Source organism: Fictibacillus sp. WQ 8-8 (assembly GCF_024494405.1).
Lineage (GTDB): Bacteria > Bacillota > Bacilli > Bacillales > Fictibacillaceae > Fictibacillus_C > Fictibacillus_C marinisediminis.
The window spans coordinates 196680-211842 of sequence record NZ_JAMXKG010000004.1; the positions used below are offsets into that span (position 1 = coordinate 196680).

General features: G+C 45.7%; 19 protein-coding genes and 1 riboswitch. Of the genes, 1 reads left to right on the plus strand and 18 read right to left on the minus strand.

Annotated features, from left to right (window positions below):
• Nucleotide 1: 1 nt before the first annotated feature.
• From M1K46_RS10485 to M1K46_RS10500, 4 genes are all read right to left on the minus strand, one after another.
• Nucleotides 2-1090, minus strand: coding sequence for a type III polyketide synthase (locus M1K46_RS10485; protein ID WP_256225975.1), 1089 nt, complete (start codon nucleotides 1088-1090; stop codon nucleotides 2-4).
• 105 nt (nucleotides 1091-1195) lie between these two features.
• The gene (locus M1K46_RS10490) at nucleotides 1196-1558 is read right to left on the minus strand and encodes a hypothetical protein (RefSeq protein ID WP_062235266.1); all 363 of its coding nucleotides are present in this window, start codon (nucleotides 1556-1558) and stop codon (nucleotides 1196-1198) included.
• A 21-nt stretch (nucleotides 1559-1579) separates the two neighbouring features.
• Complete coding sequence (scpB, locus tag M1K46_RS10495) at nucleotides 1580-2164, minus strand: SMC-Scp complex subunit ScpB (protein WP_091004825.1); 585 nt, start codon at nucleotides 2162-2164, stop codon at nucleotides 1580-1582.
• On the minus strand, nucleotides 2161-2916 hold the full coding sequence (locus tag M1K46_RS10500) for a segregation/condensation protein A (RefSeq protein ID WP_256225976.1): 756 nt from the start codon (nucleotides 2914-2916) through the stop codon (nucleotides 2161-2163). The genes scpB and M1K46_RS10500 overlap by 4 nt, the downstream gene beginning before the upstream one ends.
• Before the next feature lie 126 nt (nucleotides 2917-3042).
• Between M1K46_RS10500 and M1K46_RS10505 the strand changes: the two genes are divergently transcribed.
• Nucleotides 3043-3561 carry a DUF309 domain-containing protein gene (locus M1K46_RS10505; RefSeq protein ID WP_256225977.1) on the plus strand — a complete coding sequence of 173 codons (519 nt, stop codon included), beginning with the start codon at nucleotides 3043-3045 and terminating at the stop codon, nucleotides 3559-3561.
• 82 nt (nucleotides 3562-3643) lie between these two features.
• On the opposite strand, the gene M1K46_RS10510 is transcribed toward M1K46_RS10505, so the two are convergent.
• The 14 genes from M1K46_RS10510 to M1K46_RS10575 all read right to left on the minus strand — a co-directional run bounded on the left by M1K46_RS10510 (nucleotide 3644) and on the right by M1K46_RS10575 (nucleotide 15163).
• Nucleotides 3644-4078, minus strand: coding sequence for a peptidylprolyl isomerase (locus M1K46_RS10510; protein WP_053358003.1), 435 nt, complete (start codon nucleotides 4076-4078; stop codon nucleotides 3644-3646).
• Nucleotides 4079-4160: 82 nt separating this feature from the next.
• Entirely contained in the window at nucleotides 4161-5486 is a 1326-nt protein-coding gene (gene lysA, locus M1K46_RS10515; protein WP_256225979.1) for a diaminopimelate decarboxylase, read from the minus strand.
• Nucleotides 5487-5591: 105 nt separating this feature from the next.
• Nucleotides 5592-5768: riboswitch (Lysine riboswitch) on the minus strand.
• 69 nt (nucleotides 5769-5837) lie between these two features.
• On the minus strand, nucleotides 5838-7319 hold the full coding sequence (locus M1K46_RS10520; protein ID WP_256225980.1) for a spore germination protein: 1482 nt from the start codon (nucleotides 7317-7319) through the stop codon (nucleotides 5838-5840).
• Nucleotides 7279-7878: a stage V sporulation protein AE gene (locus M1K46_RS10525; RefSeq protein ID WP_062235249.1), complete on the minus strand. Its 600-nt coding sequence runs from the start codon at nucleotides 7876-7878 to the stop codon at nucleotides 7279-7281. The genes M1K46_RS10520 and M1K46_RS10525 overlap by 41 nt, the downstream gene beginning before the upstream one ends.
• A 5-nt stretch (nucleotides 7879-7883) precedes the next feature.
• Entirely contained in the window at nucleotides 7884-8234 is a 351-nt protein-coding gene (gene spoVAE / locus M1K46_RS10530; protein ID WP_062235246.1) for a stage V sporulation protein AE, read from the minus strand.
• Entirely contained in the window at nucleotides 8234-9253 is a 1020-nt protein-coding gene (spoVAD, locus tag M1K46_RS10535) for a stage V sporulation protein AD (protein WP_256225981.1), read from the minus strand. The genes spoVAE and spoVAD overlap by 1 nt, the downstream gene beginning before the upstream one ends.
• Nucleotides 9254-9266: 13 nt before the next feature.
• A complete protein-coding gene (gene spoVAC, locus M1K46_RS10540) occupies nucleotides 9267-9722 on the minus strand; it encodes a stage V sporulation protein AC (protein ID WP_053357998.1) in 456 nt (151 codons plus the stop codon).
• A gap of 16 nt (nucleotides 9723-9738) precedes the next feature.
• Entirely contained in the window at nucleotides 9739-10161 is a 423-nt protein-coding gene (locus M1K46_RS10545) for a stage V sporulation protein AB (protein WP_091004814.1), read from the minus strand.
• Nucleotides 10151-10774, minus strand: coding sequence for a stage V sporulation protein AA (locus M1K46_RS10550; RefSeq protein ID WP_256225982.1), 624 nt, complete (start codon nucleotides 10772-10774; stop codon nucleotides 10151-10153). The genes M1K46_RS10545 and M1K46_RS10550 overlap by 11 nt, the downstream gene beginning before the upstream one ends.
• Before the next feature lie 133 nt (nucleotides 10775-10907).
• Nucleotides 10908-11663 carry an RNA polymerase sporulation sigma factor SigF gene (sigF, locus tag M1K46_RS10555; RefSeq protein WP_256225983.1) on the minus strand — a complete coding sequence of 252 codons (756 nt, stop codon included), beginning with the start codon at nucleotides 11661-11663 and terminating at the stop codon, nucleotides 10908-10910.
• A 12-nt stretch (nucleotides 11664-11675) separates the two neighbouring features.
• Nucleotides 11676-12116, minus strand: a complete 441-nt coding sequence (spoIIAB, locus tag M1K46_RS10560; protein ID WP_053357994.1) for an anti-sigma F factor — start codon at nucleotides 12114-12116, stop codon at nucleotides 11676-11678.
• Between the two features lies 1 nt (nucleotide 12117).
• Nucleotides 12118-12468 carry an anti-sigma F factor antagonist gene (spoIIAA, locus tag M1K46_RS10565; RefSeq protein WP_053357993.1) on the minus strand — a complete coding sequence of 117 codons (351 nt, stop codon included), beginning with the start codon at nucleotides 12466-12468 and terminating at the stop codon, nucleotides 12118-12120.
• A gap of 110 nt (nucleotides 12469-12578) precedes the next feature.
• On the minus strand, nucleotides 12579-13742 hold the full coding sequence (locus M1K46_RS10570) for a D-alanyl-D-alanine carboxypeptidase family protein (protein WP_375162193.1): 1164 nt from the start codon (nucleotides 13740-13742) through the stop codon (nucleotides 12579-12581).
• 116 nt (nucleotides 13743-13858) lie between these two features.
• Nucleotides 13859-15163: a pyrimidine-nucleoside phosphorylase gene (locus M1K46_RS10575; protein WP_256225984.1), complete on the minus strand. Its 1305-nt coding sequence runs from the start codon at nucleotides 15161-15163 to the stop codon at nucleotides 13859-13861.

A 15163-nucleotide genomic window follows, 5' to 3' on the forward strand; every position in this document is an offset into this window, starting at 1 on the left:
CCTATGTCCATTGTATGTACAGCAGTTCAGAAGAAAAACCGGGTCCAAGCGCTGCCATCAGTCCGGTTTCACCCCGTTCAGGCATTCTTGCCATAAACCGTTCCATCACATAAAACACCGTAGCTGACGACATATTGCCAAACTCCTTCAGCACCGCTTTGGAAATCTCCGTCTTTTCCGGCGGTATCTCAAGAGCATCAATGTAGGCATCTAATACTTTTTTTCCTCCCGGATGAGCGATAAAGTGTTTGATATCCCTCCCGGTTAAGCTGTTCTTTTCGAGGAACTCGTCCACGTTCGGTTTCAGCCAGCCCCGGATAATATTCGGTATGTCCCTTGAAAATACCACATAGAGTCCGTTATCTTTCACATCCCACCCCATGACATCTTCAGAGTTCGGCATAAGTGTGGACATCGTATCTTTCACTTCAGGTATCGCTTGAAATGCTGAGGCTTCTGCCGCATCCGACTCATCGCCGCAAAGAAGCGCACAACCGACCCCGTCTGAAAAGAGCGATGTGCCGACAAGGTTGCTTTTACTGTGATCATCATGCTGAAACGTTAAGCTGCACAGCTCAACACTTAGTACGAGGACGTTTGCTTTCGGATACGCCCGGCAATAATCATAGGCTCGGGAAAAACCCGATGCCCCTCCCGCACAGCCAAGCCCCCAGATCGGCACCCGTTTTGTATGGGGTGAGAATGGCAGTTCATTCATGATTCTTGCCTCAATGCTCGGTGTGGAAAAACCAGAACTGGAAATAAAGAAAATCGCATCAATCTCCTTATATTCAATATTCCTTCTTAAAAAGGGGGAATATTGCAGACATTTTTTAATCGCTCTTCCGCCATACTTGGTTGCGGTTTCGATGTAAAAATCGTTCTTCTCCTGAAAAGAGTGCGTTTCTTTGAACCACTCCAGCGGCTTCGCAAAATGGCGGGTCGCAATCTCGCCATTGTGAAACACCTTCAGAAGTCTCTCAATATCTTTAAATGACTGAGAAAATAATCCCCGTGCAAATTCGAGAGCCTGTTCTTGTTCCAGCTTATGTGGAAGATTCGTTGTTTGAACGGATACAATTTTGGGCATGTTGAAACCTCCGTATGGGTAGTTACGTAAGTTTTCCCTTTTAATACCGGTTTTACGCCCTTATTTCTTTCTAATAAAAAAAGCCTCCATTAAGGAGACGTTTTTTTACTGCTGTTTTACCGTTTTCCAAATCTTTTTAACATCAGACCAATCCACGTTCTGAAAGAGAGAAAGAAAGTTTTCCTCCCTGTTCATGTAAAGTCTTCTTCTTTCCAGGGCATCCTTTAAATGAAGCAAGCAAACCAGGGCTGCGATGTCTTTAATCGCCAGCTGCTCTCCATCATCCGTGATTAATTGTTCCGAGATGCGCGGCAGGAGCTGTTCCTCAAAATATCTCACGTAAAGAAGCTGAAAACTTTTTTCTTGTCCTTCTTGTTCATAGAATACTTCTGAACGGTTAAAAAAATCTTCCGGCGAGTTCGGCTTTTCCTTTTCCAGCTCATATCCTGTACATGCTCTAATTTTCAAGGCCTTCAACTCCTGTTCCCATTATTCCATCGTTTCTTGAAACTTTGAAAAAAACAGATCCGCTTCCTCTTCAATCGATTGATCGTTCACTTTCTCAGGGAGGGGCGGAAGTTCGTGCAATGACTTTAAACCAAAATGCTCCAGAAAATTCTTTGTCGTACCGTATAGAATAGCCCGGCCGGTTCCTTCTGCACGGCCTGTTTCTTTGATGAGCCCTTTAGAAGAGAGCGTCTGCAGCGGCTTTTCAGTCTTTACCCCTCTGACTTCCTCTATTTCAGCCCTCGTGATCGGCTGTTTATAGGCGATGATTGCAAGTGTTTCCAAAGCTGCCTGTGACAGGCTGGAGTGGGAGGGAGCAGATACAAGCCTTTCATAATAGCCGGCATGTTCGCGCTTCGTAACAAACTGGAATGAACCGGCGATTTCAATGATTTCCATGCCTCTCGTATCAGACTTGTAGTCTTTGACCAGCTCATCAAGAAGCTCTTCAGCCGCATCCATGCTGATCTGCAGAACGTCTGCTATCTGCTTTTTTTCAATACCCTCCTCCCCCGAAACAAATATTAGCCCTTCAATGACCGCTTTATGTTCTGCTGATTGACTCAAACTTCATTCTCCTTTGTTGCATAAATAAAAATTTCGCTAAAATTGTTTTCTTGCTCACATGTCACATCTTTCGTCTTCATTAATTCCAGCACAGCCAGAAAAGTGACAACAAGATGTTCCCGGTTTGAGGAGGTGAAAAGATCGGAAAATTTCTTTCTGCCGCTCGAATAGCGGATCTCATTGATGATCTGCTTCATCCTTGTCTCAATCGGGATCTCCTGGCGCTCAATCGTTGTTTTTCTCGGCGCCTTCTCGAGTTTTTTAGTAAAAATCTTCTGCATGGCGGCGAGCATATCATAGATCGTTACGTTAGCTACGGGATTGACTTCTTCTTCTTGGTTTTCATAGTACGTCAGATCCATAGCCTCTCTTGTAAAGATCATGCTTCTGGCCGTTTCTTTCTCCTTCAGGCCGACTGCCGCCTGCTTAAATTTTCGATATTCAATAAGCCTGCGGACGAGATCTTCCCGGGGATCTTCATCCATCTCAATCTCCATCTGCTGATCAAGATCCTGTAGTTCCTGTTTTGGGAGCAGCATCTTGCTCTTGATGGCGAGAAGCGTTGCCGCCATGACCAGGTATTCACTGGCCACATCCAATTTTAATTCCTGCATCGTATGTATATAGTTCATATATTGCTCTGTAATCGCAGCAACGGGTATATCGTATATATCGATCTCGTACGAAGTGATCAGATGCAGGAGCAGATCGAGAGGACCTTCAAATGCATCGACTTTCACGCTATACTTCATAGTAGTAACCCCTGTTTCCAAATTCAATATTGTACCGGAATTATACCATATTTTAAACACAGTTCCTTTTTGCATCTTAAAATTTTTAGTAAGATAGACTGTAAAAAGCAAACCAGGAGGCCATTGATGTACCCAGAAGCATACATTGAATACCTTGCCTACTTCCACGGATCGAGGGACTTTTTCGAATGCCATGAAGTACTTGAAGAGCATTGGAAAAGCGAAGGTCAGCAAAACGGCGTCTGGGTCGGATTGATCCAGGTCGCGGTCTCACTCTACCATCAGCGCAGAGGCAATGACATTGGAGCACTCAGAATGATGAAGAGCGCAATCGGTAAACTGTCCGCACATAAAGAGGATCTCACGAGGCTCGGACTTGATTGCACAGCGCTGCTGGAAAGGCTCATTATAAGATTGGATGAGATCGAATGCCGAAAGCCATTTACAGACCTGAATCTTCCTGTTGCAGATGAAGCACTTATGGACCAGTGCTGCCGCTGTATCGAAAAACAAGGCTCGGTTTGGGGCAATGAAAGCAATATGGCGGATGAAACGATCATGCACAAGCATAAACTGCGTGACCGGAGTGATGTTATTTTAGAACGTGAAGCGCAAAAGCAGCTGCGGATGAAAAAGAAGAGCTGAAGCCGAGCGGCGCACTTAAAACCTTTTCCAACAAGAAAATCCCACAAAAAAACCCCCGGGAAACCGGGGGTTTTCACTATTCTTATTCTTCCCAAACTTTAACTTCTTTCATTACATCGCCTTGTTTGATTCTTAGAACCGTGTCCATCCCTTCGGTAACTTGTCCGAAAACAGTATGAACGCCGTTTAAATGCGGCTGCGGCTCATGAACGATAAAGAACTGGCTTCCGCCTGTGTCTTTGCCGGCATGTGCCATTGAAAGAGAACCAGCCACGTGTTTGTGAGGGTTTCCGGCTGTTTCGCATTTGATCGTATAGCCAGGGCCGCCTGCACCTGTTCCTGTCGGGTCTCCGCCTTGTGCTACGAAACCAGGAATTACACGATGGAATGTTACCCCATTGTAGAAACCTTCGTTCGCTAATTTTTCAAAGTTGGCTACTGTTCCCGGTGCTTCTTCCGGAAAAAGCTCGATGGAAATTTTTTCACCGTTTTCAAATTCGATAGAACCTTTTTTCATAGATATAACCTCCTGAATTCAACATACTTCATTATTTTATGCTTTTTTTAGCCCAGAGTCCAGCGAGGTCAGCAAGCTCATCTTAATTGCCGGCAAACACGCCGTTCTTTAAAGGAAGATCCAGGCGTAAAAGATCTTCGTAAGACTCTCTTTTCACAACGAGGCGAGCTTTCCCTTTTTCAGCAAAAACGACCGCCGGCCGGGGTATGCGGTTATAGTTGTTGGACATGGAATAGCCATAAGCACCCGTGCAGAAGACAGCGAGCAAGTCTCCGCTCTTCGTCTCCGGGAGCATGATGTCCCAGATCAGCATATCCCCTGATTCACAGCATTTCCCGGCGATTGAAACTTTTTTCGTTCCTTTTTCACCAGCACGGTTTGCAAGCGCGGCCTCATACTGGGCTTGATATAGAGCAGGACGAATGTTATCGCTCATGCCCCCGTCGACAGCCACATAGTGACGGACAGAAGGTATATCTTTTTGAGAGCCGATCGAGTAGATGGTCGTTCCTGCATCTCCTACCAGTGAACGCCCGGGTTCAATCCAAATTTCCGGAACAGCAACAGAGGCGCTAGTAGATAACCTGGTGATCTCCTGAATCATCGCGTCAATGTATTCTTTCGGTTCGAGCGGTTCATCTTCTTCTGTATAGCGGATGCCGAATCCGCCTCCGAGGTTCAGGACTTCAGGAAAGAAAGAAAATTCTTTGTCCCATCTACCGAGATATTCGTAAAGCTTTTGAATCGCCAGAACAAATCCCGTGGTCTCAAAGATTTGTGAACCGATATGGAAATGAACGCCCAAGAGGTTCAGACGGTGTGATTCAAGCGACTCTAGAACCGCCTGTTCTGCCTGGCCGTTCTGAAGGTCAAAACCGAACTTGGAATCCTCCTGCCCAGTCAGGATGTACTCGTGTGTATGAGCTTCAATACCCGGAGTAACCCTCAGCAAGATGGATGTGTTCTTGTTCAGCTGATTGCAAAGGCTTTCGAGCATGCGGAGTTCATGAAAGTTATCGACAACAAAACATCCGATCTCCGATTGAAGAGCATATTGAAGTTCCTCGTAACTTTTGTTGTTTCCATGAAAATGAATACGATCCGCCGGAAAACCAGCTGAAAGAGCGGTATACAGCTCCCCGCCAGATACGACATCCAGGCTCATTCCCTCCTCGTCCATCAGCTGCACTTGCGCCAAACATGAAAACGCTTTGCTTGCATAAGCCACTTGTGCTTTGATCCCTTGTTCCTCAAACGCTTTCTTGAACGACCTCGCACGCTTGCGGATCAGCTCTACATCATAAATATAAAGCGGTGTACCATATTCACTCGCCAGCTGAACGGTGTCAACCCCGCCGATTGTTAAGTGATTGTCATCATTGATTGAACTAGTACCATGTAAATACATGAAAAAATCTCCCCTCTGCTTTTCCATTAGAGATTCTGTTCCGACGAAAAACAAAGACAGCTAATGTATTAAGGTACATTAGCTGTCTTACACCGTACCCCCATTTGCCGGAATAGTTCTCCACTGCATGATGCAGTGACAGTCCGCTGTCTGTTCGGCAGCGACCCAGCATGAGGATGTATGGACCATCTTCACACTTCGGCAAATTGGCCTTTAAAATGATTTCTTCATGTCCATTCACTCCATCATCCTACTGATCCGCTTTGCGCCTCTACCCCATTATCAATAAATGAGGCATATCCAATTGTTATGAACAAATTTATCACAAATTTATTCTTTCGGCAATACTTCTTAGGAAGTCGGCTGTTTTTTTCTGTTCTGCGGATGGACGATGCTTGGCCTGATCTTTGAGAGCGGCACAGCGAGCCGGATGACAATCTGCAGGAAGGCTTTTGCGTTAAACGGTATGAATGGCCATAAGTAAGGGGTATTCAAGTTCTTCATCGAGCACAGATAAAGTATTATTAAGGTGGCCCCACCTACAAATCCCGGCACATGGAAAATGGCAGTTAAGAATAGCAGCAGGAGCCGGAGCATCTTATTGGCTACACTCAGCTCATAGCTTGGGGTCGAGAAACCGCCGATCGCCGCTATAGAAACATAGAGAATAACTTCAGGAACAAACAGTCCGACATCGATCGCGATCTGTCCGATCAATACGGCAGCGATCAAACCCATCGCCGTCGACAGCGGACTGGGGGTATGGATGGCCGCTACCCTCAATATTTCTATCCCGATCTCAGCAAAGAGGATCTGCAGAAATAAAGGAATATGCGTCGTCTTGTTCGGACCGATAAAATCAATATTAGGAGGAAGCAGGTTTTCCTGAGTGGCATAGAGGTACCAGAGAGGCACAAGTAAAAGTGAAGCGATAATCCCTGCGAAACGGACCCATCTGATAAAAGCTCCTACCATCGGGGTCTGCCTGAACTCTTCAGCATGCTGAATATGGTGGAAATAAGTAGTCGGGGTAATGATGACCGATGGGCTTGTATCCGTAATAATCAGAACATGCCCCTCCATGAGATGCTGTGCGGCGACATCCGGCCGCTCGGTATAACGGACGAGCGGAAAAGGATCCCAGCCTTGCTTTACGAGAAATTCTTCGATAGTTTTATCCGCCATTGGAATACCGTCGATGTCAATGCTCTGCAATTCTTGTTTGACAAGCTTGACGAGCCCGGGATCGGCAATGTCATCGATATAGCAGATACAGATGTCTGTTTTGGATCGTTTACCGACCTGCATTATTTCGTGGCGGAGCCGTTCATCCCTGATCCGCCTGCGGGTAAGAGCAGTATTGACAATTATATTTTCCGTATATCCATCACGGGAGCCGCGGACTACCTTTTCAGTGTCCGGTTCTTCCGGCTGCCTGCCCGGATAGCTACGGACATCCACGATGAAAGCTTGGTCTTCCCCTTCAAGAAAGACGGCAATCAATCCAGAGAGCATGCGGTCAATAGCAATCTCCAAATTGTCGGTCAGTTCCACCTGCTGGTGAGACAGATGTTCATGAAGAATTTCTTTTACATTGGAGGGAGCCCGATGCCCATGGTCCATGTCCATGAGCTCTCTCATGATCTCAATGATAAAAAGGCTGTCACATAGTCCAGTGCAATAATAGATCTGGACTTCTTTTTTTAATAGATGCAGTTTCCTGACACCCACATCAAAGCTGATTCCGATGCCCAGCCGTGATTTCAGCTGCTGTTCGTTCTCTTGGATTTTTTTACTGATTAGTGTCTTTTTCCTTTCTTTCGATCCCTGCATTATAACCGCTCCTTTCTAAAATGGTTTCAACCGCCATACTTGTAATCGGGGCTCCTTTTTCCACTGCGTCATGGCCGGCCATCTTTCCGATATCACCGATACCGATGACGATCGGGAGGTTCAATTCATCAAGTATATAGACGGTATCTCCGTTGATCCTGCCTGTCTCAAAATCGGGAACACCGCTCTTGTCAATCCCGTATTCTGTAAAGCTCCCATACCGGTCGATGGAAAAATGAACTTTAGTCCATTCCGAATGATGGGTTTTGGATGCGACGGCTATTGCGCCGAGCACCTCGATGTCCGGTTGGCTGCACACAATTCTCATTGCGAGTTCTCCCGGGCCTTCGCCGCGGAATCCGCAATCATCGAACATGACGAGGACGGGATCGTGGGGCGTCTGCATGATCATTCTTACAAGCTGGTGCCCGCTTATTTTCGAAGGGTTCCCCCAGGACTGGGAAATACAGCGTCCACCTATTTTTCTGGCTACATGCTCTACTGCTCGCAAAGCATATAAATCTCCGTCTGTAATGAGGATGACACGCTTCTTTCCCAATGTTTTCACCCCTTAGGCTTAAATATTAATGCGACCAGAAAACCGAATAGAATGGCAGATGAGATACCGGCTGAAGTCAGTTCAAAGATTCCCATGGCTATTCCAATAAACCCATGATCGTCTGCTGATGCCATCGCACCATGCAGCAGGTTATGCCCAAAGCTCGTGATCGGAACAGTAGCTCCTGCACCTGCAAATTTAATAAGATTATCATAAATTCCAAATGCATCCAGCGCTGCTCCAACGACAACAAAGGAGGTGGTGACGTGTGCAGGAGTTAATTTAAACACATCCATCATGAGCTGGCCGACTACACATATGGCGCCTCCGACTAAAAATGCCCATAAATACTCCATTACTTAAGCACCTCCTTTGTACTTTCAAGAACTACTCCGTGAGCAATCGTTGGAATGGATTCTTTCTGCTGCATCATCGTCGGATTCAGGAGTGCCCCAGTGGCTACGACTAAAATCCGGTTCAAATTACCTGATTGGAGTTCTTTTACAAGGTGGCCGTATGTTACGACTGCAGAGCAGGCACAGCCGCTTCCGCCGGCAAACACTTCCTGATCAGGACGGTACATCATCAGACCGCAATCTCTGTGATTTTTTGAGATATCTACACCTTGCTCACTTAAGAGCATCTTAACGATCGGTGAACCGACTGCTGAAAGGTCCCCTGTTACGATCAGATCATAATAATCAGGATCGTTTCCGGTCTCTTTTAAGTGAGCTGCGATCGTGTCTGCCGCTGCAGGAGCCATGGCTGAACCCATGTCAAAAGGATCCTTGATCCCAAAGTCTTTTACTTTTCCAATCGTGGCTGCGGTTATTTTTATGGATGATGGTTCTCTGCTGACGAGAGCAGCCCCCGCTCCTGTCACCGTGAACGTTGCCGTATCCGGCTTCTGTCCGCCATATTCAGTCGGGTACCGGAATTGGCGTTCAGCTGTAGCGTTATGTGAACTTACGGCTGCCACTACCCGATTGGCGTAGCCCCCATCCACCAGGGCAGCACCGACTGCAAGAGATTCCATCGAAGTGGAACAGGCTCCGAAGACACCAAGGAAAGGAATTTCATTAGCTCTTGCCACATAGTTTGCTGTTACAACCTGATTGAGCAGATCGCCAGCAAGGAAAAAATTAATATCCTCGTTTGACAATTTTGCCTTGTTCAGACAGCTCGTGATTGAATCTTCCATCAAACGGCGCTCTGCGAGTTCCCAGTTCTTTTCATTACAATGAAGTTCGTTGTACTTTACATCAAACATCGCTCCGAGCGGGCCTTCACTTTCCATTGGGCCTACCGCCGTTCCTGTTGAATTTAAAAAGACCTGTTCTCCAAATTTCCACGTTTGCCTGCCGAGCAGTTTCATATCCATCGTTCCTTTACATTAGTGTTTTAAACGCATACCTGATCATTCCGAAGATATAGGCTGATACAGCTCCGAAAACAATAACTGCACCTGCAAGTTTGAATAAGTTGGTAGCAATTCCTAATACGATCCCTTCACTCTTGTGTTCAAGGGCGGCGCTCGTTATAGCGTTGGCGAACCCTGTAACCGGCACAGCTGATCCTGCGCCGCCGAACTGTCCGATCTTGTCATACACCCCGATGCCTGTCAGCAAAGCCGCGATGAGGATCAGTGTAGCTGCAGTTGGATTGCCTGCTGTCTGTTCATTAAAGTTGAAATAGGTCATATAAAACTTCTGAAGGGCTTCACCTATAATGCAGATGAATCCACCCACCAAAAATGCCTTCAGGCAGTTTATGAAATAAGGTGGTTTCGGCTGCAAGGGTTTGATTTTTTCGGCATAAGCCTGCTGCTGTTCTTTACTGGACATGTTCATTTCTCCTGTCTTATTGATTTACGTATACCATCCAATGAAACAAAGATCCCAACACTTTTCCTAATACGATCGCCATTAGTATCACGAGAAGTTTTTCTCCGAACCCGATTCTTTTTGCCAGGATCGGGAGTACGTTCAGCACTTCGGTTAAGGCCGCGGCAAGCATTCCGATAAATACACCGCAAAAGATCCCGATCGGAATGAGAAGCAGCGGCGAGGAATGGATGGAGGCATTTCTCAAGTTCAGCCATCCCCCGATCACTGCCCCTAAAACAACACTCCACTCATAAGCCCGTATAAAACAGTACGTTTTACTGAGCTGCATCAGCCGGGGAATAATCCCAAGAACCGTTAAAAAAGCAACAAATCCCGATCCTACAGCAATACCACCGCCTAAACCGATAAAAGCAAGGAAAACACTCTTAATCTCCATGGATCTTCTTCTCGGTCTCTTTGTTCTCATGAATAACGACATACTGATCCAGATCCTGCTGGTATTTAAACATTTCAACTTCCAGAGGACTCGGTTCTTCGTTCAGCCTCTTCTTGAATACATGGTTAAAAAATAAGACCATTCCGAGCCCAAGCCCAAATGAATAGGGAATCTGCAGAAGAAGAGGCTGATTGTTATAGCTGCCGGTAATCATAAAATAGATCTTCTGATGGACCACCTGCATGCTTACATCCTCGTGAAAATTCATAATGGCAAGGGCTGAACCGATAAATAGGAGCAGCCAAACAAGTACAAAATATACAGGTGCCATTTTCTTCTTTTTAAATTGTATTTCAAGTATCGTTTGGGCTGGGCCTACCGTTTGGATATCACAATTTGGCAGAACATCCTGGATCTGTTTCACGACCTTCATAACATCAAGAACAACCAGATGCTTATCTGCCGGTTTTACTTGATGAACAATCAGGTCCTGCAGCTTTTTGGCAGCTGCCGGTGATGCGACAATCTGTGCGGCCGTTCCAAGTGTAACGGGCTGATGAAGAACAACCTGAACCTTTTGTCTCATACGTATGTAAACAGTAGATTCCTCCATGGTTGTGCCTCCTGTTTTCTTCGACATTCGTTTTTAGTATGTATTTGGTAAAGTTGTCTCATTCTTCATACCCGGATTATCCATCAATTGCCAATGCGAAATCTTTGCAAAATAAAAAAGCCAAATGGACTGGTTAATCCATCTGGCTTTTCATCTGAGCTAATATTTTCTTTTCAAGGCGAGAGACTTGGACCTGTGAGATGCCAAGGCGCTCAGCCACTTCCGACTGTGTCTGGTCTTTGTAGTAGCGGAGATAAACGATAACCCGCTCCCTTTCATCTAGAGATTCGATGGCCTCCTGCAAGGTGATTTTGTCAAACCACTTGTTATCAGCTGTATCTGCGATTTGGTCAAGAAGTGTGATAGGATCTCCGTCGTTTTCATAGACGGTCTCGTGGATGGACGTCGGTGCACGTACAGCTTCTTGTGCAAGCACGACTTCCTCAACGGTGATCTCCAGCTTTTCAGCGACTTCATTGACAGTAGGTGTTCTGCCAAGACCTTTTGACAATTCATCCTTCGCTTTCCTTACTTTGTTCCCCATTTCTTTCAGCGATCTGCTGACCTTTACTGTACCATCATCCCGGATGAACCGCTGGATCTCTCCGATGATCATCGGAACGGCATACGTAGAAAAGCGTACGTCATAACTCAGGTCGAACTTATCCACCGACTTTAGGAGGCCGATGCTGCCGATTTGAAAAAGATCGTCCGGTTCGTATCCCCTGTTGATAAAACGCTGTACGACTGACCAGACAAGGCGCATGTTCTTCTCCACGATCAAATCACGGGCAGTTTGGTCGCCTTCCTGGCTTTGTTTGATCAATAACTTGATTTCCTCATCCTTAAAGTACGATTCATTCTTACCGCCTTTAACCTCGACATCCATAAGGCATACCCCTTAATTGATAACCGCTTTATTTTTTGCCAGGAATTTAGTCAAGTGAATCGTGGTGCCATAGGAAGGTTCTGAGATCACTTCCACCTCATCCATAAAATTCTCCATGATCGTAAAGCCCATTCCAGACCGTTCAAGCTCAGGTTTTGAAGTGAACAGCGGCTGTCTCGCCTCGTCGAGATCCTGGATTCCTATCCCCTTATCTCTGATTGTCAGCTTAACCGTATCTTCATCAATAGTGACTTCAATGTATACGATTCCATCCGCACGATTCTCATAGCCATGAATAATAGCATTGGTTACCGCTTCAGAGACGACCGTCTTAATCTCTGTCAATTCATCCACTGTCGGATCCAGCTGGGCAATAAAAGCAGCGACTGTAACCCTCGCGAACGATTCATTCTGGCTAAGCGCCGAAAACTGGATTTTCATTTCGTTTCTCATGTTAAGCCACCCCCAGTGTTTGTAGGGCATATTCTTCATTTTCTTCCAGCCTGATAATCTTAAAGAGGCCAGACATGTCGAATAGACGTTTAACTGCCGGAGAGATCGCGCATACCACCATCTCACCGTGATTGTTCTTGATCTGTTTATACCTGCCAAGGATAACGCCGAGGCCAGAACTGTCCATGAAAGCCAAACCTTCAAGGTTCAGCATGATATGTTCAATCTTTTTGCTCTTTAAAATATCATCAACCTTTGACCTCAGTTCATCAGCGGTATGATGGTCCAGTTCCCCTTCAAGGCGTATACATAAAACGGTATGCTTAATCTCCAGCCCGATGTTAAGACTCAACTTTCTCTCCTCCTTTTTCTTGATACGAAAATGTTTCGATAAAAAAAGGACGAAATCCTCCACTATTACAAAACTAGTGCGGATTCGTCCATATTAGTCAAATCATGCAATTAAGACGATTTTGCCATATGGCCAATCGTACGTTTAAATAAACTCCACCAAGAAGCGCTCTTCACATTCTCAGATGCAAGCAGCGGGCTTTTGGTGATCGTTTTTCCACCTTTAACAATACTGAGTGTCCCTACCTGCTGGCCTTTTTTGATCGGCATCTTCAGATCAGGAGTAACTGTGATCTTTGGATTCACTTTGTTTTCTTTTTCACCGCGCTTGGAAAGGACAGAAATACTTTCAGAAGTTACAACCGCCAGCCTCTGCTTGTTCCCCTTCTGGATTTTAACCTGCTTCACAATTTGATGGCGATCATACAATTTCTTAGTTGCGTACTGAGAGAAGGCATAATCAAACATTTCGGTGATCTGCTTGTTCCGTTCCTTCGGATTCGGTGCACCCATCACAACAGCGATGACACGCATATCATGCTTTTTAGCTGTAGCTGTAAGGCAATACTTGGCCTCCTGGGTAAATCCGGTTTTCAAACCGTCTGTCCCTGGATAAAACTTTACAAGCCTGTTCGTGTTCACGAGCCAGAATTTTTTCGATGTGTTTTGGCGAAGGTATTCTTCGTAAAGGCCGGTATATTTCGTAATCTCTTCATGCTTCAAAAGTTCCTTGCCCATAATTGCCATATCGTGAGCAGAAGAATAGTGGCCGGCTGCAGGCAGTCCCGTCACATTTTTAAAGAATGTCTCATTGAGTCTCAGCTGTTTTGCTTTTTTGTTCATCATGTCTACGAAAGAAGACTCGGATCCTCCGATTTTCTCAGCCATCGCGACAGAAGCATCATTTGCACTGCCAATGGCGATTCCTTTCATCATGTCATGAACGGTCATCTCTTCGCCCGGCTCAAGGAAAATTTGAGAGCCTCCCATTGACGCGGCATACTCACTTACCCGGACGGGATCAGTAAGTTTAATTTTACCGGAATCCAGTGCTTCCATGATTAAAATCATCGTCATAATTTTTGTCATGCTCGCAGGCGGCAGTTTTTTATGGCTGTTCTTATTAAATAATACCGTACCTGTATCACGCTCGATTAAAATGGCAGATGAAGAATTTGGAGCAAGATTTAATGTTTTTTCAGCAGCAAACGTACGACCTCCGCCAACGGATAGCAGGAGTGCCATCGCAACAGCAACCACTATGTATCGTTTCATTGCATTTTCCCTCCAATTCATGATACCCCTATTTTTTCCATTAATTTTCCGTTTATACAGGGGATGGAAGAAAAGCAAAAAGGATCATCCGAATGGATGATCCTCAAGAGAAATAATTATTCTTTGATCTCTTTGTATACAAGAGTAGGAGCTGTAACACTTTCTGATGATACCGTGTAAGCCGCATGAATTTTCTCAACGACTGCTTTCACGTCTTCTGTGTTGCTGTAGATCGTAACCAGCGAATCTCCAGCAGCAACTTGATCGCCGACTTTCTTCTTCAGCATAAGTCCGACAGCCAAATCAATTTCAGATTCTTTAGTCGCACGTCCTGCGCCTAGAAGCATAGCCGCTGTTCCGATCTCATTAGCAACGATCTCTGAAACATATCCATCTTGTTTAGCTTCTACTTCAAACGTATATTTCGCCTGCGGAAGTTTAGACGGATCATCGACTACGGATGCATCCCCGCCTTGTGCACTCAAGAACGTTTTCAGCTGTTCCAATGCCTTGCCGTTCGTCATGACTTCTTTTAATTTCCCGCGTGCTTCTTCAAGGGATTCAGCTTGTTTAGCCAGAAATACCATGTGGCTTCCAAGCGTTAGGCAAAGCTCTTCAAGATCTTCAGGGCCTTGGCCTTTTAAAGTATCGATGGCTTCTTTTACTTCAAGTGCGTTACCGATGGCAAATCCGAGAGGCTGGCTCATGTCAGAAATGACAGCCATTGTATTTCTGCCTACGGTATTCCCGATTTGAACCATTGCTTTTGCGAGTTCTTCTGCTTCTTCAACGGTTTTCATGAACGCGCCTGCACCCGTTTTAACATCAAGAACGATTGCATCTGCACCAGCTGCGATCTTCTTGCTCATGATCGAGCTTGCGATCAATGGAATGGAGTTAACAGTCGCTGTAACATCACGCAAGCCGTATAATTTTTTGTCAGCGGGCGTCAGATTACCACTTTGGCCGATAACGGCTACCTTATTTTTATTCACGAGAGAGATGAACTCTTCGTTATCGATCTCTACGTGGAAACCTGGTACAGCTTCAAGCTTGTCGATCGTTCCGCCGGTATGGCCAAGGCCTCGGCCGGACATTTTAGCGACAGGAACATTCAGAGCAGCTACCAATGGAGCCAGGACTAATGTTGTTGTGTCACCTACGCCGCCAGTAGAGTGTTTATCCACTTTGATTCCTTCAATGCCGGACAAATCAATCTGATCGCCGGACTCCACCATCGCTAGGGTAAAGTTAGCACGCTCTTCTGTTGTCATGTCCTGGAAATAGACAGCCATCGCGAAGGCTGCCATCTGGTAATCAGGCACGCTTCCGTTAGTATAGTTCGTAATAATAAAATCAATTTCTTCTTTCGTCAGTTCTTTGCCGTCTCTCTTCTTTTCAATCAAATCTACCATTCTCAT

Excerpts from the sequence above, each read along its gene's own strand:
- M1K46_RS10485 (WP_256225975.1), bottom strand. The coding sequence starts at position 1,090 with ATGCCCAAAATTGTATCCGTTCAAACAACGAATCTTCCACATAAGCTG.
- M1K46_RS10500 (WP_256225976.1), bottom strand. The coding sequence starts at position 2,916 with ATGAAGTATAGCGTGAAAGTCGATGCATTTGAAGGTCCTCTCGATCTG.
- M1K46_RS10505 (WP_256225977.1), top strand. The coding sequence starts at position 3,043 with ATGTACCCAGAAGCATACATTGAATACCTTGCCTACTTCCACGGATCG.
- M1K46_RS10510 (WP_053358003.1), bottom strand. The coding sequence starts at position 4,078 with ATGAAAAAAGGTTCTATCGAATTTGAAAACGGTGAAAAAATTTCCATC.
- lysA (WP_256225979.1), bottom strand. The coding sequence starts at position 5,486 with ATGTATTTACATGGTACTAGTTCAATCAATGATGACAATCACTTAACA.
- M1K46_RS10520 (WP_256225980.1), bottom strand. The coding sequence starts at position 7,319 with ATGCAGGGATCGAAAGAAAGGAAAAAGACACTAATCAGTAAAAAAATC.
- spoVAE (WP_062235246.1), bottom strand. The coding sequence starts at position 8,234 with ATGGAGTATTTATGGGCATTTTTAGTCGGAGGCGCCATATGTGTAGTC.
- spoVAD (WP_256225981.1), bottom strand. The coding sequence starts at position 9,253 with ATGAAACTGCTCGGCAGGCAAACGTGGAAATTTGGAGAACAGGTCTTT.
- spoVAC (WP_053357998.1), bottom strand. The coding sequence starts at position 9,722 with ATGTCCAGTAAAGAACAGCAGCAGGCTTATGCCGAAAAAATCAAACCC.
- M1K46_RS10545 (WP_091004814.1), bottom strand. The coding sequence starts at position 10,161 with ATGGAGATTAAGAGTGTTTTCCTTGCTTTTATCGGTTTAGGCGGTGGT.
- M1K46_RS10550 (WP_256225982.1), bottom strand. The coding sequence starts at position 10,774 with ATGGAGGAATCTACTGTTTACATACGTATGAGACAAAAGGTTCAGGTT.
- sigF (WP_256225983.1), bottom strand. The coding sequence starts at position 11,663 with ATGGATGTCGAGGTTAAAGGCGGTAAGAATGAATCGTACTTTAAGGAT.
- spoIIAB (WP_053357994.1), bottom strand. The coding sequence starts at position 12,116 with ATGAGAAACGAAATGAAAATCCAGTTTTCGGCGCTTAGCCAGAATGAA.
- M1K46_RS10570 (WP_375162193.1), bottom strand. The coding sequence starts at position 13,742 with ATGAAACGATACATAGTGGTTGCTGTTGCGATGGCACTCCTGCTATCC.
- M1K46_RS10575 (WP_256225984.1), bottom strand. The coding sequence starts at position 15,163 with ATGAGAATGGTAGATTTGATTGAAAAGAAGAGAGACGGCAAAGAACTG.